Source organism: Pseudomonas sp. BSw22131 (assembly GCF_026810445.1).
In the GTDB taxonomy this organism is placed as follows: domain Bacteria; phylum Pseudomonadota; class Gammaproteobacteria; order Pseudomonadales; family Pseudomonadaceae; genus Aquipseudomonas; species Aquipseudomonas huanghezhanensis.
The window spans coordinates 672374-699060 of the sequence record NZ_CP113949.1 but is presented as its reverse complement, the minus strand read 5'-3'; the positions used below and the strand labels follow the sequence as shown (position 1 = coordinate 699060).

At 59.7% G+C, this 26687-nt stretch carries 21 protein-coding genes; 4 read left to right on the top strand and 17 right to left on the bottom strand.

The window, feature by feature from the left end:
- Nucleotides 1-47 precede the first annotated feature (47 nt).
- Genes OYW20_RS03080 through OYW20_RS03070 form a run of 3 tightly spaced genes read left to right on the top strand, consistent with a single transcriptional unit; the run spans nt 48 to nt 3031 of the window.
- Nucleotides 48-1223 carry an NAD(P)/FAD-dependent oxidoreductase gene (locus tag OYW20_RS03080; protein WP_268799271.1) on the top strand — a complete coding sequence of 392 codons (1176 nt, stop codon included), beginning with the start codon at nt 48-50 and terminating at the stop codon, nt 1221-1223.
- Nucleotides 1220-2029 carry an aldo/keto reductase gene (locus tag OYW20_RS03075; protein ID WP_268799270.1) on the top strand — a complete coding sequence of 270 codons (810 nt, stop codon included), beginning with the start codon at nt 1220-1222 and terminating at the stop codon, nt 2027-2029. Before OYW20_RS03080 ends, OYW20_RS03075 begins: the two co-directional genes overlap by 4 nt.
- A gap of 36 nt (nt 2030-2065) precedes the next feature.
- On the top strand, nt 2066-3031 hold the full coding sequence (locus OYW20_RS03070) for a metal ABC transporter ATPase (protein WP_268799269.1): 966 nt from the start codon (nt 2066-2068) through the stop codon (nt 3029-3031).
- Nucleotides 3032-3156: 125 nt separating this feature from the next.
- On the opposite strand, the gene hldE is transcribed toward OYW20_RS03070, so the two are convergent.
- The 3 genes from hldE to OYW20_RS03055 all read right to left on the bottom strand — a co-directional run bounded on the left by hldE (nt 3157) and on the right by OYW20_RS03055 (nt 7729).
- A complete protein-coding gene (gene hldE, locus OYW20_RS03065; RefSeq protein WP_268799268.1) occupies nt 3157-4578 on the bottom strand; it encodes a bifunctional D-glycero-beta-D-manno-heptose-7-phosphate kinase/D-glycero-beta-D-manno-heptose 1-phosphate adenylyltransferase HldE in 1422 nt (473 codons plus the stop codon).
- 149 nt (nt 4579-4727) lie between these two features.
- Nucleotides 4728-6536: a lipid A export permease/ATP-binding protein MsbA gene (gene msbA / locus OYW20_RS03060; protein ID WP_268801026.1), complete on the bottom strand. Its 1809-nt coding sequence runs from the start codon at nt 6534-6536 to the stop codon at nt 4728-4730.
- Nucleotides 6537-6544: 8 nt separating this feature from the next.
- Nucleotides 6545-7729 carry an O-antigen ligase family protein gene (locus OYW20_RS03055; protein ID WP_328284804.1) on the bottom strand — a complete coding sequence of 395 codons (1185 nt, stop codon included), beginning with the start codon at nt 7727-7729 and terminating at the stop codon, nt 6545-6547.
- Between the two features lie 109 nt (nt 7730-7838).
- Here OYW20_RS03055 and OYW20_RS03050 point away from each other — a divergent pair, with 109 nt between their 5' ends.
- Nucleotides 7839-8444: a BUD32 family EKC/KEOPS complex subunit gene (locus OYW20_RS03050; protein WP_268801025.1), complete on the top strand. Its 606-nt coding sequence runs from the start codon at nt 7839-7841 to the stop codon at nt 8442-8444.
- An 11-nt stretch (nt 8445-8455) separates the two neighbouring features.
- Here the strand turns inward: OYW20_RS03050 and OYW20_RS03045 are convergent, their stop codons facing one another.
- The 14 genes from OYW20_RS03045 to glnE form a co-directional block, all read right to left on the bottom strand.
- A complete protein-coding gene (locus tag OYW20_RS03045) occupies nt 8456-9559 on the bottom strand; it encodes a glycosyltransferase (RefSeq protein ID WP_268799267.1) in 1104 nt (367 codons plus the stop codon).
- 231 nt (nt 9560-9790) lie between these two features.
- On the bottom strand, nt 9791-10747 hold the full coding sequence (locus OYW20_RS03040; protein ID WP_268799266.1) for a glycosyltransferase family protein: 957 nt from the start codon (nt 10745-10747) through the stop codon (nt 9791-9793).
- Nucleotides 10748-10832: 85 nt separating this feature from the next.
- Nucleotides 10833-12242: a PIG-L deacetylase family protein gene (locus tag OYW20_RS03035; protein WP_268799265.1), complete on the bottom strand. Its 1410-nt coding sequence runs from the start codon at nt 12240-12242 to the stop codon at nt 10833-10835.
- The gene (locus OYW20_RS03030; RefSeq protein WP_268799264.1) at nt 12239-13135 is read right to left on the bottom strand and encodes an antimicrobial resistance protein Mig-14; all 897 of its coding nucleotides are present in this window, start codon (nt 13133-13135) and stop codon (nt 12239-12241) included. The genes OYW20_RS03035 and OYW20_RS03030 overlap by 4 nt, the downstream gene beginning before the upstream one ends.
- Entirely contained in the window at nt 13135-14265 is a 1131-nt protein-coding gene (locus OYW20_RS03025) for a glycosyltransferase (protein ID WP_268799263.1), read from the bottom strand. The genes OYW20_RS03030 and OYW20_RS03025 overlap by 1 nt, the downstream gene beginning before the upstream one ends.
- A complete protein-coding gene (locus tag OYW20_RS03020) occupies nt 14249-16006 on the bottom strand; it encodes a carbamoyltransferase family protein (RefSeq protein ID WP_268799262.1) in 1758 nt (585 codons plus the stop codon). The genes OYW20_RS03025 and OYW20_RS03020 overlap by 17 nt, the downstream gene beginning before the upstream one ends.
- 243 nt (nt 16007-16249) lie before the next feature.
- The gene (locus tag OYW20_RS03015) at nt 16250-17701 is read right to left on the bottom strand and encodes a lipopolysaccharide kinase InaA family protein (RefSeq protein ID WP_268799260.1); all 1452 of its coding nucleotides are present in this window, start codon (nt 17699-17701) and stop codon (nt 16250-16252) included.
- A 175-nt stretch (nt 17702-17876) separates the two neighbouring features.
- Nucleotides 17877-18629, bottom strand: coding sequence for a lipopolysaccharide kinase InaA family protein (locus OYW20_RS03010; protein WP_268799259.1), 753 nt, complete (start codon nt 18627-18629; stop codon nt 17877-17879).
- Nucleotides 18626-19360: a lipopolysaccharide kinase InaA family protein gene (locus tag OYW20_RS03005; RefSeq protein ID WP_268799258.1), complete on the bottom strand. Its 735-nt coding sequence runs from the start codon at nt 19358-19360 to the stop codon at nt 18626-18628. The genes OYW20_RS03010 and OYW20_RS03005 overlap by 4 nt, the downstream gene beginning before the upstream one ends.
- Nucleotides 19360-20166 (bottom strand): lipopolysaccharide core heptose(I) kinase RfaP, encoded by an 807-nt coding sequence (gene rfaP / locus OYW20_RS03000; RefSeq protein WP_268799257.1) that lies wholly within the window; start codon nt 20164-20166, stop codon nt 19360-19362. The genes OYW20_RS03005 and rfaP overlap by 1 nt, the downstream gene beginning before the upstream one ends.
- A complete protein-coding gene (locus OYW20_RS02995) occupies nt 20163-21287 on the bottom strand; it encodes a glycosyltransferase family 4 protein (RefSeq protein ID WP_268799256.1) in 1125 nt (374 codons plus the stop codon). Before OYW20_RS02995 ends, rfaP begins: the two co-directional genes overlap by 4 nt.
- Nucleotides 21287-22351 carry a lipopolysaccharide heptosyltransferase I gene (gene waaC, locus OYW20_RS02990; protein ID WP_268799255.1) on the bottom strand — a complete coding sequence of 355 codons (1065 nt, stop codon included), beginning with the start codon at nt 22349-22351 and terminating at the stop codon, nt 21287-21289. The genes OYW20_RS02995 and waaC overlap by 1 nt, the downstream gene beginning before the upstream one ends.
- A 1-nt stretch (nt 22352) precedes the next feature.
- Nucleotides 22353-23387, bottom strand: a complete 1035-nt coding sequence (gene waaF / locus OYW20_RS02985; protein WP_268799254.1) for a lipopolysaccharide heptosyltransferase II — start codon at nt 23385-23387, stop codon at nt 22353-22355.
- Between the two features lie 288 nt (nt 23388-23675).
- Nucleotides 23676-26624: a bifunctional [glutamate--ammonia ligase]-adenylyl-L-tyrosine phosphorylase/[glutamate--ammonia-ligase] adenylyltransferase gene (gene glnE / locus OYW20_RS02980; RefSeq protein ID WP_268799253.1), complete on the bottom strand. Its 2949-nt coding sequence runs from the start codon at nt 26622-26624 to the stop codon at nt 23676-23678.
- Between the last annotated feature and the right edge of the window lie 63 nt (nt 26625-26687).

The following is a 26687-nucleotide window of genomic DNA, read 5'->3' as shown; positions in this document are numbered from 1 at the left end:
CGTGTTCCCCTATAATGGCGGCATTCGTTTCGCCATTTGAGGTGCACATGCCTTCTGCAATTTCCACTGACGTTTTGATCGTCGGCGCCGGCGTCGCTGGTCTCTGGCTCAACGCGCGCCTGCGTCGACAAGGCTTCTCGACAGTTGTAGTGGAAAGCTCAACGCTGGGCGGCGGGCAGACGCTCAAATCCCAGGGCATCATCCACGGCGGCGCCAAATATGCGCTGCACGGCGCATTGTCCGGTGCCTCGGAAGCCATTGCGGACATGCCGCGCCGCTGGCGTGAAGCGCTGGCTGGCAAGGGGGAGTTGAACCTGTCCGGCGTGCGCCTGTTGTCCGAAGCGCATTACCTTTGGTCTCCGGGCACTCTCGCAGGCAACCTCACCAGCTTCTTTGCCAGCAAGGCCGTGCGAGGTCGCGTCGATCAGGTCAAGGGCGACGCACTGCCTCCCGCGCTGCAAGACCCACGCTTCAAGGGCAAGGTTTATCGTCTGGCTGAACTGGTTATCGACGTGCCAAGCCTCATCGATCAGCTCGCTGAGCTGGCCGGCGACAGCCTGCTTGCGGGGCAAATCATCGAGCCGCTGCGTGATGGAGATGCCTTGGTCGGCTTGCGGGTCGACGGTCGAGATATCTTTGCCCAGCGCATCGTGCTCAGCGCTGGCGGCGGCAATGCCGAGTTGCTGAATGCCTTGCACATCGCCCGCCCGACCATGCAACGCCGACCGCTGCACATGGTGCTTGTCAAGGGGCCGACCCTCAAGCCGCTCTACGCGCACTGCCTGGGCGGCGGATCAAAACCGAGAATTACCGTCACTACCCACCCCGCCGCTAATGGGCAATGGGTGTGGTACCTGGGAGGCGATATTGCGGAAGGCGATGGCGTCGCTCGCGACCCGGCCGAGCAGATCGCGACGGCGAGGAAAGAACTGTCGCAGTTGTTACCGTGGATCGATTTGAGCCAGGCGCAATGGGCGACCGTGCGTGTCGACCGCGCCGAGCCCGAGCAGTCCGGGCTTACTCGTCCCGATAATGCGTTTCTCGATGTTCAGGGTCGGTTAATGATCGGCTGGCCCACCAAGCTGGCCCTGGCGCCGGACTTCGCCGATCGCGTACTGGCTTCTCTCTCGCGGGACGATATTCATCCCACACCGCAGCCTGAATTTACGGACTTCCCCAAGCCACCCGTCGCGCAAACTGTCTGGGATCAACTGCTGCCATGAAGACCCTGCACGATCTCCATCGCCCGCTGGGCAGCCTAGGGATCAATGTTTCACCCATTGGGCTGGGCACTGTAAAGCTGGGCCGCGACCAAGGCGTGAAGTACCCCAACGGCTTCACAATCCCCGACGACAACGAGGCGCACATGCTGCTCAAGCTGGCGCGCGACCTGGGTATCAACCTGATCGACACCGCCCCCGCCTACGGCTCCAGCGAGGCACGCCTCGGGCCACTGTTGCGCGGGCAGCGCCAGGATTGGGTGATCGTCAGCAAGGTCGGTGAGGAGTTCGAAGCCGGTCGGTCGAGCCATGATTTCAGCCCCGCGCACACGCGTCTTTCAGTGGAGCGAAGCCTGATGCGCCTGGAGACCGATTTCATCGATCTGGTGCTGGTGCATTCCGACGGCAATGACCTTGCGATACTCAATGAGTCTGGGGTTTATCAAGCACTGGCTGAGCTGAAGCGTGAAGGCAAGATTCGCGGATTCGGTTTCTCCGGGAAAACGGTAGAGGGTGGCCTCCAGGCTTTGCAGGAAGGCGACTGCGCCATGGTCACTTACAACCTGAACGAGCAGCATGAAAGACCGGTTCTCGATTACGCCGCTACTCATGGAAAAGCGTTGTTGATAAAAAAAGCGCTCGCCAGCGGGCACGCTTGCCTGAGTCCAGGTGTCGATCCTGTGGAGGCCAGTTTCCAATTGCTTTTCAAACATCCCGGCGTCACCGGTGCTATCGTCGGTACGATAAATCCGCTGCATCTGGCCCACAACGTCGCGACCGCCGCTGCCGTGATTCGCCCTCAGACCTGATGCAGGCGGCCGACCCCAACGTAAGAAGGAGCCGATATGCCGCGAACCCTGATTCGGAAAAACCCCAACAACTTTAAGACTCTGCCGCTGTTCGTCGAAGCCACACCTGAAAGCCTGAGCTACCAGAGTATCGGGATGCCGCTTAATTTTTCCCAGACACTGCAACGCCGTCGCAAGATTGAAGTGGAAAACCCTGAGCGCTTTTCCACGGAGCTGGCCAATCTTGGTGTTTCGGTGCGCCTGACGCTCAACTGGCAAAATCGTGATTACTGGGTACTGGTGCGCCAACGTCGACGTGACCGTGGCGACGTGGTGCTCAAGCTGATTTCGGGCTACGTACCCGCCCACGAGTTGAACCTGCCGCTGCACACAGCAATCCAGGAAGTGGCCGAAGAGTGCCTGATCGAGACACCGCAAGGCTGGCTGAGCGGGCGATTCAACGACACTTGGCTGCCCGCGCCGTACGCCGCAGCGCTGCGTTATCGCGAGGCGCTGCCGTTCCGCCTGAGCCCGCTGTCTGGTGCCGCGCGTCCGGTGCGCTGCGGTAGCCTGACGCTGATCGAACGCCCTCACGCCTACGTACACCTGCCCACGGCATCGTTGCAACTGATCTACGACATGCGACTTGAGCTACCAAAAGAGGCGCGACCGCTGAGTCTGTTTCACGTGGATGAGAGCCTTGAAAACGACGAACTGGTCGCCCGCCTGAATCGCAGCAAGCCTGATCTTTACCTGATGCCGCTGGAAAACGGCTCACCCCTGCCAGAGCTCTACACCCTCAAGCAGGACAAGCTGACGCCAGCGAGTACACGGGGACTGTATCTGGCAGAGAGCTTCGCCGCTCAAGAGGGCTGGGTGGTCCACGAAGAACGTATTCGCTGGAAAGACTGGCTCGCGCAGCAAGGCATGACCCCGAAGAAGAAACCCGGGATTAAGCGTCGATTGACGGTAGGAGCCAAGCAACTGTTGCGACTTGCGCGCAAGAAGCTGCACAAATCGTGATTGCGGTGCGACTGACTTAACGCTGCAGGCGCGAACCCATGCGCGATCCGTAGGCCTGAGCGCCAAATACGCGTCGGACCTACCAATCTCTCGCGAATGACTTCGCTCCTACAGTCTGAGCTGGATCACTGACCGCGAATTTTCTCGACGATGGCCGTGGTCGAGCTGTTAGCCACCAGCCCCAGCACCTTCACTTCGCCGCCGTAGGCCTGGACGATGCTGGCGCCGACGACTTGATCGATTCCGTAATCGCCCCCCTTGACCAGCACGTCGGGCTTTACGTGAGTCAGCAGGTTTTCAGGCGTGCCCTCCGCAAAGCTGATCACCCAGTCCACAGCGCCAAGACCCGCCAGCACAGCCATGCGTCGGTCAACGTTGTTGATGGGGCGGCCAGGGCCTTTCAGACGGCTGACAGAAGCATCGTCATTGACGGCGACAATCAGACGATCACCTTGTGCGCGGGCCTGCTCGAGGTAGGTCACGTGCCCGGCGTGCAGGATGTCGAAACAGCCGTTGGTGAATACGATTTTTTCGTTGTGAGCACGCGCGTCGTCAATCGCCAGCAGCAACTGATCGAGCGTCAACACGCCACGCTCCGAACCCTCTGCACGCTGAATGGCGCGGCGCAGTTCCGGTGCACTGATGGCAGCAGTGCCCAGCTTGCCGACCACGATGCCAGCGGCCAGATTGGCCAGTGCCACCGCATGAGGGAGCTCTTCACCGGCTGCAAGTGCCGCCGCAAGCGTGGAAATCACGGTGTCGCCGGCGCCCGTCACGTCGAACACTTCACGCGCCCGCGCTGGCAGATGCAGCGCTGGCTGATCAGGGCGGAGCAGGGTCATGCCGTGCTCCCCGCGCGTAACTAGCAGCGCACCCAGCTCAAGGGAGCGCATCAACGCGGCGCCCTTGGCAACAAGCTCCGACTCATCGACACAGTGGCCAACGATGGCTTCGAATTCACTGAGGTTAGGCGTGATGACACTCGCGCCTCGGTAGATCGCGAAGTCTTTGCCCTTGGGGTCAGCCAGAACCGGAATCCCGCGATCGCGGGCCGACTTGATCAGGACCTGGTGGTTTTTCAGGGCGCCCTTGCCGTAGTCGGACAGGACGAGCACCTTGACGCCGTCAAGCAACGCGTCGACCTCTTGACTCAGCGCATCGGCATCGGTGGCGAACGGTTCTTCGAAGTCGATGCGCAGCAACTGCTGATGGCGGCTCATGACACGTAATTTAACGATGGTTGGCTGGTGAGCAATGCGCTGAAAGCGAGCCTTTACGCCTGCAGCCTTGAGGCTGTTGCTCAGGCTTTCAGCGGCTTCGTCTTCGCCGGTTACGCCAACAAGCGATGCAGTCGCGCCAAGGGCTGCGATATTGAGCGCAACGTTGGCAGCACCGCCCGGACGGTCCTCGATCTGGTCAACCTTGACCACCGGCACCGGCGCTTCTGGCGAAATACGTGAAGTACCGCCATGCCAATAGCGGTCAAGCATTACATCGCCCACCACCAAAACTGGTGCCTGATCGAAACGCGGCATGGACAACTTCATCGAACAACCCGTAACTAAGAATGAACAGGGGCGGAATCTTAGCACAGGGTTTGAGGCGCTTGAGGTACTGAGGGGAAGTGGATGTGTAAGGAGGGGTGCACGTCTATTTTCACAGACCATCCCGGCGCTATTAACGCCGGGATGTCAGGTTAGATAGCGCCGGTAACCGCAGGCTCATCCAGGCCCATTGAGTGCAGACGGGCGTAATAGCCGTTTTGCGCCAACAGTTCAGAGTGTGTGCCGCGCTCAACAATGCGCCCCTGGTCCATGACCAGAATCAGGTCGGCGCGCTCGATGGTCGACAGGCGGTGAGCGATCACCAGCGTAGTACGACCTTTCATGACGTGGTCCAGCGCTGCCTGAATATGCCGTTCGGATTCGGTATCCAGCGCTGATGTCGCTTCATCAAGAATCAGCAACGGGGCGTTTTTCAGCAGGGCTCGAGCAATTGCCAGACGTTGACGCTGTCCACCTGACAACAACACGCCGTTTTCGCCAACCTGCGTATCAAAGCCATCAGGCAGTTGGTCGATGAACTCTTTGGCGTACGCGTCGGCCGCGGCGGCTTCGATGTCGCCACGTGGGGCGCCCGCCAGATCGCCATAAGCGATGTTGTTGGCGACGCTATCGTTAAACAGCGTGACGTTCTGGTTTACCTGAGCGATGTGCCGACGCAGGTTACGCAGGCGGTAATCCGCGATATCGACGCCATCAAGCAGGATGTTGCCGGTCTCGTGCTGATAGAAGCGTGGGATGAGGTTCGCAAGCGTCGACTTGCCGCTGCCCGAACGCCCCACCAGCGCGATCATCTGGCCTGGCGCTGCCGAGAAACTGATGTCGTTCAGCACCTGCCGCTCGGTGCCGGGGTAGGTAAAGCTCAGGTTACGCACTTCGAGCGTGCCGGAAACACGATCGCGCTCGACCGTGCCCTCATCCAGCTCAGGCTCGACGTCCAGTTGCTCGAAGATGCTTTCGGCGCCTGCGACACCTTTCTGAATTGTCGAGCTGACCTCAGACAACTGCCGAATAGGCTTGGGCAAGAGGCCGGCCGCCGTGATGTAGGCGACCAGGTCACCGGCAGTCGCATCGCCGCGCAGATAAAGCACCAGAAACATCAGCACTGCCATGGCGGTGTAGATGACCAGTTGCAGCATCGGCGTGTACACCGCGCCGGTCTTGGTCATCTTCAGTTGCCTGTCGGTATTGCTGGTGCTGGCGCGCGCGAAACGCTCTTCCTCGTACTTCTCGCCGCCGAAGCTGCGCACCACGCGGTAACCCTGAATGGTCTCGGACGCCACGTGGGTCACGTCGCCCATGGCCACCTGGATTTTCTTGCTCTGCTTGCGGAATTTCTTGCTTGCGCTGCCGACCATCACAGCAATCAGCGGCAGAATGGCGAGCATCACGATGGTCAGTTGCCAGTTCATCCACAGCAGGTAGATGAACAGGAAGACGATGGTGAGGCCTTCGCGAATAACCACCTTGATTGCATCGGTGGCGGCGCCCGTGACCATGGTGACGTTGAAAGTAATGCGGGAAATCAAGTGGCCCGAGTTATGGGTGTCGAAGTAGCGATTGGGCAGGACCAACAGCTTGTTGAACAGCTCGACGCGCAGGTCGTGCACCAGCCCGAGCGACACTTTGGCCAGAAAGTAGTTACCCAGATAAGAGCCCAGCCCTTGCCATGCGGCGATCAATACAATCAGCAGCGGCACGGCCTGCAGCAACTGCAGGTCTCGCAGGTAAGGCACATTAGGGAACAGCACCGCTTCGGGGTTGCTCAAGCCATCGACAAAATACTTGAGGATGCCAGCCAGCATTGGCTGGGTAGAAGCGAAGATCACAAAGCCGACGATGCTGAGCATGAAAATCCCGACGTAGGGTTTCACGTAGTTCAGCAGTCGAAAATAGATTTTCATGCTGGAGCTTTGTCCGCTACTGGACGGTGTATCGCTCATCGTAAAGCTCACTGATTGGGTGGAACGCGGGATTTTATCACAGCCGGCGCCAGTTCCCCTCGCGCCCATACCAGCAGACTGGCCAGGCCGATTGGCAACCAACTGATAAACCACTCGGCGCGGGGTGAGCCGGTGAGGCTCGCGGCATCGAACTGCATGGCCAGCGTCGAAAACAGCCAGATACCAATAAGGCCACGCCCCAGGTCAGTCTTGCGCACACGCCACGCCTGCCAAAGCACCGTCAACCAGATGCTTATCCATAGCAGCATGCCGGGCAACCCCAACTCGATGCCCACGTGAGTAAACAGGTTATGTGAATGATCGAAACGCATGCCATCGGCCGCCACAACGTTGTACGGCGAGCCCAGGCCCAGCCCGGTCAGGGGATGCAACTCGATCATTTTGATCACGGCCGCGAATATTTCGGGCCGGTAAGATGAGCCGCGAGCCATCATCAGCGGTTCCAGCACGATAAAGCCGACGACCACCACAGCCACCGTGCCGGCAGACAGATAAAAGGCACGCCGGTGCCGCCACCAGATGGGCAGCGCGACAACGGTGAAAAACAGTGCGACGACTGCGCCGCGGCTTTGCGACATCACTACGAACGCAGCGCCGACCAACAGCGCCAGGCACCAGCCGACCTGAAACGGCCGCGTGCGGGGCGGCCAGAGCAAACTCCAGATAACCGATACGCCAATCACGTAGGCACCGAGAATAGGATGACTGAGCTCGCCAATGCCTTCGAGCCGCGCGCGCCAATCGTGATGCTCAAGCCCGAAGAACTTGATCATCGACACCAGTGCTGCAATGGCAAGCCCTACACCGGCCCATTGCATCAGGCGCATCACCTGCTCGGGTTTGCTGTCGGCGAGAATCGGAAAGAACAACACGAAAAACATGATGTAGAGCAGCCGCTTGAATTCACGGTCCGGCTCAGCCGCGTGGGTCCAGTACAGGCTGACAACCGCCCACAACGCCATCAACAACAGTAGGGAAAACAGCACCCGCTGCCCACGCCAGGCTTCGGCCAGACGCGCCCTTGCCGACCATGCAAGCGCGATACAAGGCACCCATAACAGCGCAACCAGACCTTGCTGATAGATTTTGTTGGCTGGCGCAAAGGCAATGGCGAGCAAGAACCACATCAAGCCGGTAGACAAAAGGGCATGCGCCCAGCGATTCGAGTACATCCTGTCTCCCTAAATGTATGACCAGTCTTGCCCGGCATGGTGAAAGCGTTAACTTTTGGGCATCATTGCCTGTCAAACGGCTCGTAACTTTTCACAAGGCTTTCTACTGATGCAATGTTTTCGGCTTTCGAAAGCCGCTTTAAATCAAATGATCGTCGGCGCCAAAGTGTTGGAGGCCGACAGCTATGGCGCGAAAGTGTACATGCTGCACGACGGCAAAATCCTTAAACTATTTCGCCGTAAGCGGTGGTTTTCATCTGCGTTGCTGCGCCCCTATTCCAAACGCTTCATCGACAACGCGCTCCAGCTCGAAAAGCTCGGCGTTCCCACCTTGAAGGTCACGCATTTCTACACGCTTGAGCAGCAAGGCATGACCGCCGTGCTGTACCGCCCACTGCCGGGTGAGACACTCCGCCAGATCGCAGCCAGACCAGGTTTTGCATGGCCACAGGCACTTCCCGCGCTGATCGAGTTGATCCGCAGCCTGCATCGCTCGGGGATTTATTTCCGCTCGCTGCACCTGGGCAACATCGTGGTGACACCGGAAGACACGCTGGGGCTGATCGACGTGGCCGATATGCGCTTCTTCAAAGCGCCTCTCTCAGAGCGTTTGAAGAAGCGTAACGTTCAGCACTTTGCGCGCTATATCGAGCGGGAAAATCTGGGGAAGGAGTTTCCGCTGCAAGACCTTGAAAACGCCCTGCTGGCGTCTTGATAAAGGACCTCTCAGGAATGAGAGGTCAACAGCGCACGGGAGTCTTTGCGAAATTGCTCCCAGGCTTTTTCAGGGGCAAGCGCCCTGTGCTGCGACGCTGACACATCGTCGCTTTGCTGGGCAGTGAACTGCTCGATTGCCACGACCCAGGCCGGAACATCGGCCACCGGCACATAGTGTCCGGCATCGCCGAGTTGCTCACGGAACACATCAAGATCGCTAACCAGCACCGGCACTCCGGCGATCACCGCCTCCTGCAACACCAGCCCAAGCCCCTCTTCGCGGGATGGAATCACCACCCAGTCGAATCCGCGATAAAGCTTCGCCAACCCAGGTTTATGCCCCGGCAGAAAAACCTTGCCGCTGAGCTTCAGCTGTTTGATTTTGCGTTCCAGCACACCCCGGTCCGGCCCTTCCCCAATGATCACCAGATGGAGGTCAGGATGACGCACCAGCGACTGCGAGAACGCATCGAGCAGGTAATCAAAGCCTTTATCAGTGACCAGCCGCCCGATCGCACCAAGAATTCGCATGTTGCCTGAGGGCAGGTCCAGCACACGGCGGGCCTGTTTGCGGGCCAGCAGGCGCAGGCAGAACGACTCCGGCTCAAGCGCACTGCGCAGACCAATGACCGGGATCTGCAAGCTTTTCTGCAACGCAGCGGCGAGGGTCTGGGAGACCGCCGCCAGCGTCATCCGCTCTGCCGGGAACTGCTGAAACATCAGCCGCTGCTGCTCGCGCATCTTGGTGGCGCCATGAAAAACCACCACCACCCGTATCTCCGGAAGCTCTTTGAGGATCGGCAGCAACACTCGTGCAACGCCCAGTCCGTCGAGCAACACCACTTTGGCCTGACTCTCGATCAATGCCTTTTTAAGACGGTAATGCATCACGGGTTTCAACAGCCGCCAGACATGGCGCTCTTTGAGCAGACGGGACGACAGCTTCCACTCCCGCACCTGAGGCACAGGTTCCGCGCAGCCACTGGCTTCGCCCTGCAGGAACCATGTCTTGATCTCAGTGGCCGGGTCGAGCTGTGAAATGATTTGCTGATGAACTTTGTGAACCGACGCAAACGGTGCACCGCTGGACCACATCACATTAATGATGGTCATCGGGCGCCGTGCCTTGACGCTAACGTCACGACATCCATGTTGCCAGGGTCAATCAGTGGTAAAGCCAATTCGCACCCCGAGAGAGAAGCGTAAAACCAGAATTCAGTCACGCGCGCATGACTCTGGAGCAGTAAAGAAGGGCATTGGCGCCCGAGCAGAGCGCTTTCGTTGTATTCAATTCGTAATCTGCCATGACACATGGGTTCCACCGTCCGGCAGATGGCCGCTCCTTCAAAAGCCTAAAACAGCCCGCAACCGCTCCAGCCAGCTCAACGGCGCACGCTCACGCAGTGCCGGAGTTGATGCCTGGATGATGCGCTCACCGATGGCGGCGAAGCCAAACCGCGACGTTGCCAGATTTCTACCACTCTGGGCAATACGCGCAGCCAGTTCAGGATCGGCGCGCAGAATAGCCAGTTTCTTTTGCAACTGTGGAATATCGTTATAGAGAACAACGTTGTCCATGTCTTCCAGACCCAGCGCGCGATTTTCAGCATCGCCCTGATCAAACGCCAACAACACGCAGCCGCAGGCCATCGCCTCGAAATTCTTGATCATGTACTCCCCCATACCCACGTCGGCGCTGACGAAAAAACGGATACGGTTGAGGGTGTCGCAATACTCTTCACCCGACTTGGTACGCGTGACAACCAGCTGTTCGACACGCCCCAGCTCATCCAGCAATGCCTTGCGCCCGCTGTAGGCCACACTGTTGGTGCTGCCGACGAAGGCCAGCTCGATGTCACGTTCACGGCCTTGGTCTGCCAGCAGGCTCTGGTCATAGCCCTTGGGTACGAAAACGGCGTCAAAGCCTTCCTGACGCAGCCGCTCGCTGACCATGAACCCGGAACTGATGACGCGCACCCAAGGCAGCTTGCGGTAATGGGCGCTGAACTTTCCGGTGTACTTGCACGGAATATAGTTCTGATAGGCGTCGTGCTCGAGTATCACCAGATTGGGGATCGTGCGTATAAAACCGACTTGACGTATCTCCTGCTTGAAGCGCAGGAAAAAGATGATGCGGTCATAGCGCGTAACGTCGACCTCACGGCGGAAATAGCCGCGCAGATCGCGTTGCTGTTCGGACGTCAGCCAGCGCAAGTCGCAATCGCAGCTCGCGGCAACGCCTTCGTATAAGCGGTCCAGAATGGCACGCTGCTCTTTCTGAACCAGAAATAGAACTTTCATCGGTTTCCTTGGCGCTACCGGTTTTCGCACCTGGCATTGCTGGAGCACGGCGACTGTCGCCGGCGGGCTCGATCTATCGTTGCAGTCAACGTTCCTGGCGCCAGAACAACTCATGCCGACGCACTGACTTTCTGAAAAACTCGTTCTCGCCCCCAGCAGGCCAGCGGCGACCCGCCAGAACCTTCTGCAACCAGCGCCGGATCCGCCGCTTCAACGGGGCTGCGGGCTGCAGGTCGTGCATCATACCCAAAGCCATGGCTTTGTCTTGCTGCACGGCAGTATCTAACTCAATGCAATAGGGCACGAGCTCTGCGGTTTGATCGAACACGGGAGGCAATGCGATGCCCGTGTGGGCGCACCCCATGGGCCAGCGATCATTATCGTGCAGATGGTTGGCGTAGCCGAGAATCACACTCGGCTGCCAGGCCAACCCTTCGAGCGCTTCAAGTACAGCGGCCTGTGAACAGACGTGATCCGGGTGCGGGTCGATGGTCGCATGCGGCATGACCAGCACTTCGGGTCGCGCGTGCAACAGCAATGCACGTAAATCAGCGATCAGGTTGTTCCAGGTAGGCAGTCCATCGGCGTCGGCGGGCAGGCGCATCGGGTTGAACTGGCGAAACATACGGATATCGCCAAGGTCAGCTTCACGCGACGCAATCGGTTGATCCGGCGCCGCTTGCATGGCCGGCAACTGGAGGCAGAAATAACCCAGCTGGACGCAGCGCGACTCAGGCACACCGCCCCAACGTGGCACGGCGATGCTGTCCCAGGCGCGCAAACGGCCCTTGGTCCGCGCAGCTTCGACAGGGCTCATGCCCATCTGTTGGTAGTGCTCGGCTTCAATCTCGCCGGCCGTTAACGTGACGATCCAGCTCTCATCCGCCTCGCTGTAAAGACCAAAAGCAGCCAGTTCTGCATCGTCGGCATGTGGCGCAATCACCATGACCCGCCGACGGCGAGCGTCTGCATGGCGGAAAGACCAAAGCCGAGGTTGCCCCGCAACACGACAGAAACGACCTCGCACACGAAGCGATCCTGTCACCAGCGATTCGCCCAGGCCGGTCAGGTTCACATAACGCAAGCCGTCGACGCCGCGCTCGAAGGCTTGGCGGTCGTGAGTATCCAGCCCCTGCAGCTCAATCTCCGGGTCGAGAAAACGCCCCAGCCATGTGCTTTTGATCGGCAGCGACAATACCAAGGTCTCGCCGCCGGCCAGCAACAAAGGAGCGTCCAGCCGCAGTGCTTCCCCGTCCAGACGGACACCGGCGACTTCGTTGTCGGCCGGGAAACGATACAGATAGTCGTCGGCAGGGGAGTAAAACAGGTGGTCGGAAAACCAGGCTTCATGCGCGATCCAGGCCAGTACAGCCAGCGGCAAGGGCAACCACCACGCGACCAGAACGCCAATGAGCATCAGCAACAACAGCCCGGCCAGCAGCGCCATCCGCTTGTTGCGACGATGGCGTTTGAGCAACGCTTGTTTGCGGCTCAAAGCTGGAATACCGGCACAGGGTTGCACCAGCGGTCTTTGTACTCACGATCCGCACGACCGAAGGAAAACCGCAGCGGCTTGCCCAGCCCACGGGCGTGTTCCCAAGCGCTTTGTGTGTTGAGAAAACTCAGCACACTGCCGGGGCTGAACTCGCGGGTCTGCGGGTCGACGCCACCGTTGATGTACTCGACACTGATCCATTCAGGTGCTTCGACGCGGTACACCAGCTGTATTGCGATGGGTGCGTCGTTGAGAAAGATCACCGAGCCGATGAGCAGATCGCGTAGCAACTCGACCACCTCCGCCATGCGCTCGGCGCCGGTGGCAGGGAAATCCCAGCGTCGTTGAAAAAGATCACAGTAAATCGTCGCCAGCTCGGCGCTTGAAAAGTCGCTCACCGGGCGTACCACGCCGCCCGCCTCTTCCAGAAGACGCAATTCCCGGCGCTGGTTGTAGCGAAACTTCTTCGACCATTCTTCGGGCGTGCGGGCCATGGCCAGCGACTCAGTCTGCGGCTTGAGGGTCGACACACGTCCCTCGTTAAGTGCAGACAGGTAGCGTCCACGATGGCGAACCGGGACCTGAACATCAGCGGCGACCGGCAGGATCAGCTCGGCATTACCCAGATCGAACAGCCCCTTCTTGCCGTGGTTTTTCAATACGTCCTTGGACAGCGCGAGTGATCGGCCCCAGGTTGCAATGGCGGCTTTCACGTCGCCACCCTGCTCCCACGCCAGGTAGCGCACAGGAATACCCGCCAGTGCGGCCAGTCGCTCCACCACCAATGGATGGGTGGCAACACTGCCGCCGTAACGCTGCCAGGTCTGGCCGTAGACTGACGCGTCGATCTGCGTCCAGCCACGCTCACGAACGCTTTGAAATCGATTGAGCATCAAGACTCCGCAGTCAGGTCGGTCACTTGCGGTAAGCGCCAAAACACGTCACGCACCGCGGAGTCGGAGAACTTGTCGCTCAAGCGTTGCAGCATGAGGTCCGCGCACGCCTGACGCTGTTCCGCATCCAGCCCGGCCAAGTGTTTAAGCCCACCGGCCAGACGCGCATCATCGCCCAACGGGAACAACAGGCCGACGCCTTCAACCACTTCCTTCGCACCACCGCACGCAGTGGCCACCAGCGGCACGCCAGCGACCATGGCTTCAAGCAGCACCATGCCAAAGGGCTCATGGTCAGAGGTCAGCGCGAAGACGTCGAACGCTTTGAAGTAGCGACTGGCCTGGGCAATCTGGCCGAGCAACAGCACCTGGCCGCCAATCCCCAGCTCCATCGCCAACTCCTTGAGGTCTTGCTCCAAACGGCCTTTGCCGAGAATCACCAGTTGGCTGCTCTCGGGCAAATCTGGCAGGGCGAGGGCAAAACCGCGCAGCAACGTCGCCTGATCCTTGTCGGGATGCAGACGGCCGACATTGCCGACAACCCAGGCGTCTTGAGACAGGCCCAGCTCTTCGCGGGCCTGATCACGCGATAGCAGGCTGGACTGGATCTGATCGACGTCGATGCGGTTGTAAAGAGTTTGAATACGGCCGGTTGGCCATTTGGGCAGGCTTTTGCGCATGTCATCGCGCACGGCATCAGACACCCCCAACAGGCTCAGACGCCAGCGGAACAGGTGGGCGAAAAGCTTGCGGCTACGGCGCTGATAATCGCCAAACGCATGGTGCACACCGATCACTGGCAACTGCGTGGCGAGCAGCGCGATATACACCGGCTTGAAGCGATGGGCGATACAGAATGTGAAGTCACGCGATGCGGTGATTTTGCGCAGCTCACGGATGGCACCCAGCTTGAGCCCGCGAATGGCCTTGGAGCTGTACTCCATGAACAGCACCTCGTCCGAAGCACACCCTGCGGCGACGTCGGCGTCGGCGGCGCCGGTCAGAAATACCGTGGTGACGCGGTATCCCTTGCCGGCGAAGAGGCTGGCGTACTGACGGGCGCAGTCGAGAAACGGCCCGTCATAGCCGTGACAGAACTGCAACACATGGCGCTCAGCCGAGCGTGTCATAGGTGTCCGCGCCGTCTTTTACCACCAGGATGTCTTCCATGATCAGGTACTGCAGGTCGGAGCCGAAAAACATGTTCAGCGCGTCGGTCGGCGAGCAAATCATCGGCTCGCCCCGGCGGTTGAGCGAGGTATTCAGCGAGACGCCATTGCCCGTCAACTCTTCCAGCGCTTTCATCATGTCGTAGTAGCGCGGATTGTATTCGCGCTTGAGTACCTGGGCGCGAGACGTACCGTCTTCATGGACGACTTCCGGCACTCGGGTTTTCCACTCTTCGGCCACTTCAAAAGTAAAGGTCATGAAGGGTGCAGGATGGTCGATCTTGATCATCTGTGGCGCGACGGTGTCGAGCATCGACGGGCAGAAAGGCCTCCATCGCTCGCGGAACTTGATCTGATGGTTAATGCGATCAGCCACGCCAGGAATGCTCGGGCAGCCAATGATCGAACGACCGCCCAACGCGCGCGGGCCGAACTCCATACGGCCCTGAAACCAGGCCACGGGGTTGCCTTCGACCATGATTTTGGCGATGTGCTGCGGGGTGTTTTCGATTTTGCGCCACGCAGGCTTGCTCGGGTGACGGGCACATGCCGCGATCACGTCTTCGTTGCTGTACGAAGGGCCGAGGTAAACGTGCTCCATCTTCTCGACTGGCACGCCGCGCGCATGCGACACATATGCCGCCGCACCGACAGCTGTGCCCGCATCACCCGAGGCCGGCTGCACGAACAGCTCTTTGACGTGGGGAAGCGCGATGATTTTCTGGTTCAGCTTGACGTTCAGCGCACAACCGCCGGCGAAAGCGATCTTCCCGGTTTCCTTGAGGATGTCACCCAGGTAGTAATCCATCATTTGCAGCGCGAGTTTTTCAAACAGCGCTTGCATGCTGGCGGCGTAATGGATGTAGGGCTCGTCGGCGATGTCGCCTTCACGTTTCGGCCCCAGCCACTCGATCAGCTTCGGCGAGAAGTAGAACCCCTTGCCCTTCTCTTTGTAACGGCGGATGCCGATGACGTTGGCGTATTCGGTATTGATCACCAGCTCGCCATTTTCGAAGGTGGCCAGACGCGAAAAATCGTACTTGCTGGCATCGCCGTAAGGCGCCATGCCCATGACTTTGAATTCGCCATCGAGCATTTCAAACCCGAGAAACTCAGTGATCGCGCCGTACAGGCCGCCCAGTGAGTCGGGGTCGAAGAATTCTTTGATTTTGTGGATCTTGCCGTTCTCGCCGTAGCCGAAGAACGTGGTGGCGTACTCGCCTTTACCGTCGATGCCGAGGATCGCGGTTTTTTCTTTGAAACCGGAACAGTGGTAGGCACTGGAGGCGTGAGCCAGGTGGTGCTCGACCGGTTCGATCTTGATTTTTTTTGGATCGAAGCCCAGTTGCTCAAGGCACCAGACGATCTTGTTGCGATAGCGCTTGTAGCGGCGGTTGCCCATCAGGATGGCGTCGAGCGCACGGTCCGGGGCGTACCAGTAACGCTTGGCGTATTTCCAGCGGGCTTCACCGAACAGGCTGATCGGCGCAAATGGAATCGCGACCACGTCGACGTCTGAGGGCTTGATGCCGGCTTGCTCAAGACAGAACTTTGCCGACTCATAGGGCATGCGGTTCTTTGCGTGCTTGTCGCGAACGAAACGTTCTTCTTCGGCGGCCGCGACCAGTTTGCCGTCGATATACAGGGCCGCGGAAGGATCATGGCTAAGGGCGCCGGACAGGCCAAGGATCGTCAATGCCACTAGGGTCTAGCCTCTTTAGTCTGCATGCAGGCGGCGTGCGCCTGATAAAAAAGTGTGCCTCGCGCCGGGGCGGTGGGCAGCTAAAGGGCGGGATTATAGCGTAATGCGTTCGGATTTGGTCGGGTGGAAATGAAGGGGAGGAGAGACATTCCCAGGAATGAATCCGAATCTCGAACGCACCGAGGATCAGCTTCTGCCGCAGGCGTAGGAGCCTGCGGCCAGAATCAGAAGCACGCATGCTGACTAATCTGCTGACCTGGCAACCCTCGGAATGCGGGCATCCAGTAGCAGATACAACGCGCTGTCCATGGGCCAGTTGCGCATGAAGCGTGCGCGATCTTTGGCAAATGCGTCGACGAAGGATGCGAGTGAGCTGTGCTGACACATGGCGTCCAGGTCGATCAGCGCCCAGCGATCCCTATGCCAGAACACGTTATGCCCCTTCAGATCGCCGTGGCTGATGCGCTCGCGAACCAGTTGCGCGAACAACAGATCCAGCGCCTCCAGCTCCGCTTCGGGTACGTCCGCAGACGCCACATACGGGCTGAATCGCTCAATGATGTCGGGGCCGGGCAGGTACTCCGTCACCAGATAGGCTTTGCGACGCAGCCAGAAAAAACGTTGTTCCAGCAGGGCCAGCGGCTTGGGTGTGGCGATGCCGAGGAACATCAGGCGATTGCCCTCGCGCCACGAATGCCAGGCCCGGCTTGGGCGCCAGAAGCGTTTCAGCCAATGGGCAAAGTTCTTGATGTTGTAGCGTTTGATCACCAGCGGCCGACCCGCCACATCCACTTTCGCCACGCTTGCGGCACCGCCGGTCTTGTACAAATGCCCTTGATCGACCAGCACATCGGCGTTTGCCAGGACGGGAGTCATGGCCGCTTGCTCCTCGCGGCGAACGGCACTTAATGCAAACGCACTGTCCTTGACGCTGAACAGGCTGCAATCTCGCCCGACTTTTGCCAGGAAGTCCCTCAGCCGCCAGGCGCGCACTTTGTCGATCTGCTTCTGCAACGCTTCCATGGGCAAACCATGCTCGCCGTTGCTCAACAGATAATGCACCAGCAGCTCTTCAGTAAAAGCTTCGAGGGACTTGGGCAGTTGCGCGAAAAACACGCCCAGGTTTTCGAGCACCTTCTGACGTGACAGCGGCTTACCCGCCTGCTCTGCCCGAATCCCCGCACCGTCGATCAGGTACAGTTTGCCGCCGTGACGCAGCAGGTTGTCCAGGTGCAAGTCTTCCTGCCACAAGCCTTTGCTGTGCAGTTGAGCGATGGCCGCCAGCGCTTCGCCCAACACTGCCTGCTGCTCATCCGCCAGCGGAGCCAGATCAGACACCGCAGCCCAAGCATCGCCAAGGCTTTCAGCATTTTCGAGCAGCTCGAACAACAGCCAGCCACCCTCGCCTTCTTGCAGGCCATCGGCCAACAGCAGCGGTGTGGTCAGACCTTGCTCGGCAAGCAATCGCACCCCTGCCAACTCGCGCTGAAAATGGCGTGGTGCCTTTTGTCCGACCAGCAGTTTGGCCAGCACCGGACGCCCGCGCCAAATGCCCGCGCCCACGTAACGCTGCCCCGGCAGAACGCGCAGCAGGCTCAGCAACTGAAGCTCGGCAGGACCGGCTGAGTCGGCGAGCGCAATGTTCAGGGGTAACGTCGGTGCACGCCCGGCGTTTTTCAGTTCAGACAAACGCATCGATGCCCTCTTTATTCATCAGCCTTGAGTCAGACCCTTGATCCAACCCGCAACAAGTTACTTGTGGGAGGGAGCTTGCTCGCGAAGAGGGTATTACACCCAACAAACTTCTATGGTTTGTACCGGCGCATTCGCGAGCAAGCTCCCTCCCGCGGGTCCATGTTTGCAAAAACGCTTATCGACCGCGCTTATGGCTGCCGCGTCGAGCCAGCCGCTGCCACCAGGCATCAACGTGCGGCCCGTTGCTGTCGGCTTGCAGATAAGCGCCGAGCATTTCGCGTATTTCGGCCTCGTTCCAGGCGGGCGCCCGGCGCAGCAGCGGTTCCAGATCCTTGACGCGATCACGATCGCCAAACAGCGTTTTACGGGTCTTTTCCAGGTCAATCAGTTGAGCCTGCCAAGCCCCGGCGCGCGCCCGCAGAAAAATATGCTTTGGATAAAAACAGCCATGCACCTGCCCGGCCTGATGAAGGGTGCGGGCCAGTTCGCCGCACGCCTGCAGAATCGACAGCCGCTGAGTAGCCGACAGTTCGGGCCATTGCTGCAACAGCGTGTCCAGATCGGTCCAGCTATCCAGAGCGCGGGTCATCAGGATCGCGCGACGCTCGCCCTCGACCTTCTTTTCGCCGTAGAACACGGCATGCAGCGCCGGTATTCCAAGCTTCTGGTACAGGCTGATGTTGCGAAACTCCCGGGAAAACGAAGGTTCGCCCAGAGGATGGTGCAACGTGCGAGTCAGGTAGTTGCTCTGACGCTTGAGGTAATAGCCGGAGCCTTCCAGCTCCAGCCGGAACACACTGCTCCAGCCGCCGCGCCCGGTGTTGGGCTCGTCGACCGCATCAAGCTCAACCTCCCACAATGAATCGAAATCGGCCAAACCATGACGCTCAAGCAACGCCAGGTCGGCGTCTGCGATGAACACACTCATTCGCGCCCCTCAAAAAAGCTGACGATGTGACGGATGCGTTTCTTGTCGGAATCATTCAAGCGTTCACGCCCGCGATATTGCAGATAAAAGCGCAGTCGCTGGGTGGCTGACAGGTGGTATTTAGCGACCTTGTCCAGGCAGGCCAAATCCTTGGTGATCCGGTAACGCAGCATGAAACTGACCCAGAACGCACCATTGGGACAGTCAATGAAAAACAGCTTCGCTTGATCGTCAACCAAGAGGTTGCGCCACTTCAAATCGTTATGCGTGAAGTGATGGTCATGCATTGTGCGGGTATAGCGGGCGACCTGTCGGCTGATGCGGTCTACCCATGAGCGGTCGTTGAGACGCGCATCGTGGGCCAGGGCCAGCGCCGACAAATCCTCGGTGCGTGGTAGCTCGCGGGTAATCAACGCGCCACGATCATAGGTGGCGCCGTTGCGCTCAAGGCCCCAGGCAACAACTTCGGCGGTGGGAATTCCCCACTTGGCGAAACGCTTGAGGTTTTGCCACTCGGACTTCACCCTTGGCCGCCCGAGGTAACGACGCAGCCCCTTGCCGGCGCCGACGTAGCGCTTGACGTAGTAGTTCACCCCGTCGCGCTGCACGCGGATAACCTCGGACAGCGGGTCAAGTGTCAGCCGCTCGCCCTGCAAGGCAAAGACGGCTTCAAGACTGCCAAAGTCTTGCGCCAGCTCGGCGTAAGCCGGTTCGAGCTTCCAGCCCGGCATCAGAGCGCATCCCCGTAACGCAATTTGCGCTGATAGAGCTTCTCGGCACGCGCTTGCAGCCAGCTGAGCAGCGCCGATTCCTGCGCCAGAATCTGACGCAACGGCTGCTGAAAATAGTCTTTGAGAAAACGCAGTTTGTCGCGCCGCGTCAGGCCGATGTCCAGCGCCGAAAAGTACAGCGCGGCCAGGTCCTTGTTGCGCCAGCGTTGAGTAATCGCCGGCCGCACTTGAGCGCGATGCAGGTCGATCACCGACAACCGGAAATCATCAGCCGTGACCGGCTTATCGGTGTGCAGCAGGAAGTGGCAGATGTAGCAGTCGCGGTGATTGACGCCCGCACGGTGCATGCTCCCGATCATGCGCGCCACTTCAGCGATGAAGGCGCGCTTGAGGCGTGGGTCGGGCGGATCGTTGCGCCAGTTGATGCTGACGTCTTCCAGGCTCTCGGTCGGCGCCAGCTCTTCGGTGATGATGAATGAATGCTGCGCCGCAGGGTTATTGCCCCGCTCGCCGAATGCCACGGCGGTCATCGTTGCCACGCCGACCTCATGCAAACGGTTTACGGCGTCCCACTCCTGCCCGGCGCCGAGGACCGGCAGCTTGGCGGTCAGCAGGTTTTTAGCCACTTCCCCCCAGCCAATACCGCGATGGATCTTGACGAAGTAACCGCGTCCGCCGACTTCCGTACGCAACGTGCGCCGGCCTTCGAGTTCGCGATAAACCTGACCGTCCAGCGCCTCGACGGCCTCGAACGCATCGCGTCCGGCCCAGAGGGTTTTGAACGGTTCAGCGAGGATCAATTTCATCCGTGTTGCTCCGCCAGAATCACATCCGCAGCGTGTTGCGGCATGCTGTAAAGATCGGCCGCGTCGGCAAATGCCAACCCGTTTCGGCCCCAGGTGCTGCGTGCAGCATCGTCTTTTAGCATGCGTTCAAGACAGGCGTTGAGTTGCGACTGCTCGAAGGGCTCATCCAGCACCAGCCCGCTATCGGCCTCCGCGATGTAATGGGCGTATCCACACACCGCGCTGACCAACACCGGCAGGCCCGCGACCAGCGCTTCAAGCAACACTGTGCCGGTGTTTTCGTTGTACGCCGGATGGATCAACACATCAGCACCCAACAGAAAACGCGGAATATCACTGCGGCCCTTCATGAACGTCACGTGCTCGTTCAGACCCAACGCACTGCTTTGCAGCTGGAATACTTTGGGGTCGTCCTGACCGATGACAAACAGCCGGGTGCGTTTCTTGAGGTCGGGCGGGAGTGCCGCAAGGGCCTTCAGGCTGCGATCCACACCTTTGGTCTTGAAGCCCGAGCCGATCTGCACCAGCAGCAGGTCATCGTCAGCCAGCTTGAACTCGCGACGAAACCCGGCACGAATCTCAGCAGCGTTTTCAGGTGCGCGACGATCCTGGGAAATCCCCGGCGGCAGCAAATGAAAGCGCTCAAGTGGCGTGTGGTAATGCTTGATGAACAGCGGCTGCTGAACTTCAGAAATCATCAGCACTTCAGTTTTGGCGTCTTTGGCGAACACCGAACGCTCGTACTCGGCGAAGTGGCGATAGCGGCCCCAGTGCTTGTAAAGCGCGTGACGAAGAGTTTGCGCTTTGTCTTCAAAGCAACCGTCGGCGGCGTAGTAAACGTCCAGGCCGGGCATTTTGTTGAAACCGATCAGCCGATCAACCGGACGCTTGGCCAGGTCGGCGTTCATCCAGTCCGTGAGCTTTTCGTTGCGCCGGTGGTTGAAGACGGCCTTGACCGGTACGACATGCACTTCAAATCCTGGGGGCACGTCCCCTTCCCAGATCAGCGTGTAGACGCGGATGCTGTGGCCGCGCTGCTGGCACTCCAGCGCAATGCGCATGAAGTCGCGTTGCAGGCCGCCAAACGGGAAATATTTGTACAGCACGAATGCCAGTTGCATCAGTCGTGTTCCTTTGCCAGCGCAAGCGTGACCAGTTGGCCCGCCACCCGCTCGGGATTCAGGCGAGTGAAGCACAGCGGCCACTCGCGTTCGAGATCAAATTGACGCTGATCTTCAGGCGTCGGTTGGTACGTACATTTTTTCTGCAGGCACGGCGCACAGGCAGGATAGTCGCCTGCCATATGGATTTGCGACTTGCCATAAGCACCTGTAAGGCCGGGATTGGTCGGGCCGAACAGCGAAAGCGTCGGCACGTCCAGCGCGGCTGCCAGATGACCGAGCCCGGTGTCGACGGCGACGCAGGCCTGCGCGCTGGCCAACACTTTGGCGACGCCAGCAAGGTTCAGCTTTGGCAGCACGACGGCTTTATCCAGGCCTTGGGCGATACGCTCGGCGCGGGCTTTTTCTGCCGGGTTGCCCCACGGCAAACGTACTTCCAGCCCTTGCCCGATCATCCGTTCCGCCAGTTGCCGCCAGTACAGTTCGGGCCAGTGCTTGGTTGCCCACGTGGTGCCGTGCAGAAACAACACGAACGGCGCGCCATCTGAAGCATTCAGCAAACGGCTGCGGTCCAGGCCGTAATCACCCAACCCTTCAGGCACTTGATAGCCGAGCGCCTGAGCGAATAACTGGCGCAGACGCTCGACGGCATGCTGCCCACGCGCGACAGGGTAAGGACGGTCGTAAAAACGTGCGGCCAATGGCTCGCGTGCAGAGTCCTTGTCCAGCCCGACGACCGGCGCTTTGACGTAGCGAGTGAGCCAGGCGCTTTTGAGCAGGCCTTGGGCATCGATCACCAGATCGTAACGCCCCTCACGCAAACGCTGCTTGAACCCGCGCCACTCGCCATTTTTGAAGGTCTGCCACAGGTTTTTGCGCCAGCGACGAATCGCCACAGGAATCACACCGGCCACCGCCGGGTGCCAGGTCGGGATCTCGGCAAAGCCCTCTTCCACCACCCAGTCGAATTGAATGCCGGGCACGGCGCGAGCCGCATCGGTCAGCGCAGGCAGGGTGTGAATCACGTCCCCGAGAGACGAAGTCTTGATCAGCAGTACCCGCAAGTCAGGCGACCTCGACCGGCGTGGCGCCAAGACGACTCAGCGCATCGACCACCGGAGCTGGCTCAAGCAGGCGCAGGCAGTTGTAATGGCCAAAACGGCAGGTGCGCTCAAAGCATGGGCTGCACTCGATCCCCAACTGGACGATTTCTACGTGATCGGCCAGCGGCGGTGTGAAGCCTGGGGAAGTAGAGCCGTAGACCGCGACGAGCGGGCGATTGAGTGCGGCGGCAACGTGCATCAGCCCGGAATCGTTGGAGACCACAGCATCGGCGCACGACAGCAGATCAATCGCCTCGGCCAGCGATGTTTCGCCGCTGAGGTTGACGGACTCTTCGCGCAGCCCCGGGATCAGTCGTTCACGGATGCTTTCGCCCACCGGGTGATCGTTTTTCGAACCGAACAGCCAGACCTGCCAGCCTTCGCGAATCTTGGTTTCAGCGACTTTCGCGTAATGCTCGGCAGGCCAGCGCTTGGATTCACCAAACTCGGCGCCGGGGCAGAGCGCCAACACCGGACGATCCAGCGACAGGCCAAATTTGGCGAGCGCAGCGTCGCGGCTGGACGGTTCGATTTGCAGGCTGGGTTTTGGATAAGGACGTGATAGATCGGCGCCCTTGTCGTAGGCGAGGGCCATGAAGCGCTCGATCATCAGCGGGTAGCGCTGTTTATCCAGCGTGCGCACATCGTTGAGCAAGCCGTAACGAAACTCACCCCGCCAGCCGGTGCGCTTGGGTATGCCAGCGAAAAACGGCACCAGCGCTGACTTCAACGAATTGGGCAGCAGGATCGCCTGGTCGTATTGGCCCTTGAGCGACTTGCCGATACGGCGACGCGTCGCAAGCTCCAGCGCGCCATGGCCGAGCGGAAAGCTCAAGGCCGTGCGCACCTCGGGCATGCGCTCAAGAATCGGTCGGCTCCACTCGGGCGCCAGCACATCGATTTGGCATTGCGGGTGACGCTGCTTGAGGCACTGGAACAGCGTTTGCGCCATTACCATGTCACCGACCCAGCTGGGTCCAACGATCAGAATTCTCATGCTCAATCCAAAAACGACCAGAAACGAGCAGGGAGGCTTTCAGGCTGCGTGAAGCTTGCACACAACCTGACGCCTCCCTGTCATAGCTTTATATAAGTGCCCACAAAACCCTGGGCCTTTTGCGGCGTTATCCCCTAAGCCATCGCGGGCAAGCGCGCTCCTACAGAGGATGATTACCACTGCAGGAGCGAATTTATTCGCGAAGGGCCGCTTCAGACGACGAAGCATCGGCGGGCAATCCATCGCTCGCGAATAAATTCGCTCCTGCAGCGGGTAATACCGGTCAGATCAACTCAACCCCAACTCACCCCAGATCCGCATCACTTCACGCCTTTGCGCTTGAAACTGGTCGCCGCGCACCACGCCGGCGTCTTTCTGCAACGCCTGTCGGTGAGCGGCTGAGCGGTAGGCTTTGTACACTTCGCGTAGCAGGCTGGCATCGGCAGCCGGTATCAGGCCTACCTCTTCCAACCCTTCGAGAATCCGGATGTTATCGGTGTAACGCAGCAGTTCAGAATGCTTCCTGGACCACGCCAAGGCCGCGTATTGCACCATAAATTCAATATCGACGATACCTCCGGCGTCCTGCTTGAGGTCAAAGGGCGATGAGACTTCAAAGGCATTTGCGCCTTTCCCGGCACTGGTGATTCGGCTGCCGAGGTTGTCGCGCATCTTGGCGCGCATGTCGCTCACCTCTTGGCGCAACACCGTCAAATCGCGCTCATGCGCCAACACCGAGGCGCGCACGCCGGCAAAACCCGCGCCCACATCACGACTGCCCACCAGCACTCGCGCACGCACCAGGGCCTGATGCTCCCAGGTCCAGGCCTCGTTCTCCTGATAACGCGAAAACGCACCCAGCGAACTGACCAACAGCCCCGACGCACCCGACGGCCTCAGGCGCATGTCCACTTCATAAAGCTGACCCGAGTTGGTCTGCGTGGTCAGCAGATGAATGATGCGCTGCCCGAGCCGGGTGAAAAACTGCGCGCCATCGATGGGTCTGGGGCCATCGGTTTCCGCCTGCGGGTCGCCGTCGTGGATGAACACCAGGTCCAGGTCCGATCCATGACCCAGCTCGATGCCACCGACCTTTCCGTAACCGACGATCACAAAGCCCGGATCACACAAACTGCCGTCCGGACGTCTCGGCGCACCGTGACGCGCAACGGTGTGGCGCCACGCCAGCGCCAGCACTTGCTCCAGAATGGCCTCGGCCAGCCAGGTCAGGTAGTCACTGACTTTCATCAGCGGCAGGCTGCCGGTGATCTCTGACGCAGCGACACGCAGCCGGTGCGCCAGCTTGAAGTGGCGCAAGGCTTCCATCTGCTGCTCGAGATCGTCCTCGGGAATGCGCGTCAGGCGCTCACGCAGCTCAGCCGCCAGCTCCGGTGCCTGAGGCGGGCTGAACAGGCGGCCTTCGTTAAGCAACTCATCGAGCAACAACGGGAATTTGGCGATCTGTTCCGCAATCCAGGGGCTTGCCGCGCACAAGGTGAGCAAGCGACGCAAGGCATCCGGGTTCTCCGTGAGCAACACCAGATACGCCGAGCGACGCGCAACCGCCTCAACCAACGGCAACACGCGCTCAAGCACCAGATCGGGGTTTTCATGCTCCACCGCTTGTGCCAGCAAACGCGGGATGAAGGCATCAAGCCGTTCACGGCCCAGACGCTGCATCGAGCGCAGTTGGGAACTGTTACGCAGATCCGCCAGATGCTTCAGCGCTTTCTTGGCATCCGCGAAGCCACCTTCCATCAACTGACGGCAGGCGCTTTCTTCGTTTTGCGATTCCTCCCACAGCGGCAACCATTCACCGCCTACAGGTAAATCGGTCTCTTCCTGGCCCAGCTCTTCATCCGGATCGGCAATGACCTGACGGAAGTGCCAATCCACTCGCCCGCGCCAGTACATCAGTTTGCTGTGGAAGCTCGCCCAGCCTGCAAAGCCCATCATGAAAGCAATGCGCGCCTGATCCTGATCGCCATCCGGCAGCATCTGGGTCTGGCGGTCTGCGATGGCCTGAATGGCATGCTCGGTGTAACGCAAGAACTCGTAACCCTCGCGCAGTTCATCGGTCACTGCCGCTGGCAAGTAACCCTGCCCTTCCAGCGTGCGCAGCACCTTGAGCAATGGCCGCTGTTGCAAGCTGAGGTCGCGCCCGCCATGGATCAGTTGAAACGCCTGGGCAATGAACTCCACTTCACGAATCCCGCCGGAGCCCAGCTTGATGTTCTCGGCCATGCCCTTGCGCCGGACTTCCTGCTGGATCAGCTGTTTCATGGTCCGCAGCGCTTCGATGGCCGAGAAATCCAGATAACGGCGGTAGACAAAAGGCCGCAGCATTTCCAGCAATTCCTCGCCCTGACGCTGATCACCGCCCACCACCCGGGCCTTGATCATCGCGTAGCGCTCCCAGTCACGACCCTGGTCCTGATAATACTGCTCCAGCGCATTGAAGCTCAGGACCAGTGCGCCGGATGAGCCATAGGGCCGCAGGCGCATGTCAACGCGGAACACGAAACCATCAACGGTCACCGGGTCCAGCGCCTTGATCAGACGCTGACCAAGCCGGATGAAAAACTCCTGGTTATCCAGCGGGCGTTTGACACCTTGGGTTTCACCCCCTTCGGGGTAGGCAAAAATCAGATCGATATCAGATGAGAGGTTGAGCTCAACGGCGCCCAGCTTGCCCATGCCGAGGATGACCATCTGCTGCGGCAAGCCACTGCGACGCCCGGTCGGCGTGCCGAACTGCTGGCAATGGCGTTCGTACAACCATTGATAGGCAAGGTCGATACTGCCATCGGCCATGTCGGAAAGGTCGCGACAGGTTTCAACCAGATCTGCCTGGCGCGTGAGGTCGCGCCAGATAATTCGCACTTGCTGGCGCGTGCGTTGGCGACGTAGATTACGCCCCAGTTCTTCTTCGCTGGTTGCGCCGGACACCGCCAGTGCCATCTGCTCACGCAACTCGCCGGCCGCAAAACCACGCTCCAGCTCGCCACTTTCGGCCAGTTGGAGCAGCATTTCGGGATCACGGGAAACTTGCTGGGCAACAAAATCACTGGCAGCGCACACCCGGTCGAAGGCACTGAGGCGCGACGCAGGCCATGAGTCCATCGCCGCGGACGAACCGTCCGGCAGCGCAGCAAGGGATGCACGAAACGATTGTTGCGCGCGACTGACCAACGGCAGAAGGATGGCCGGCAGTTCAGCCAGCAAAGGTAGGCTCATGGTCTATCCTGATCGGCGTTCAAAAGACTACCTGCCCACGCATTGGAAGCACGCGACCGGACA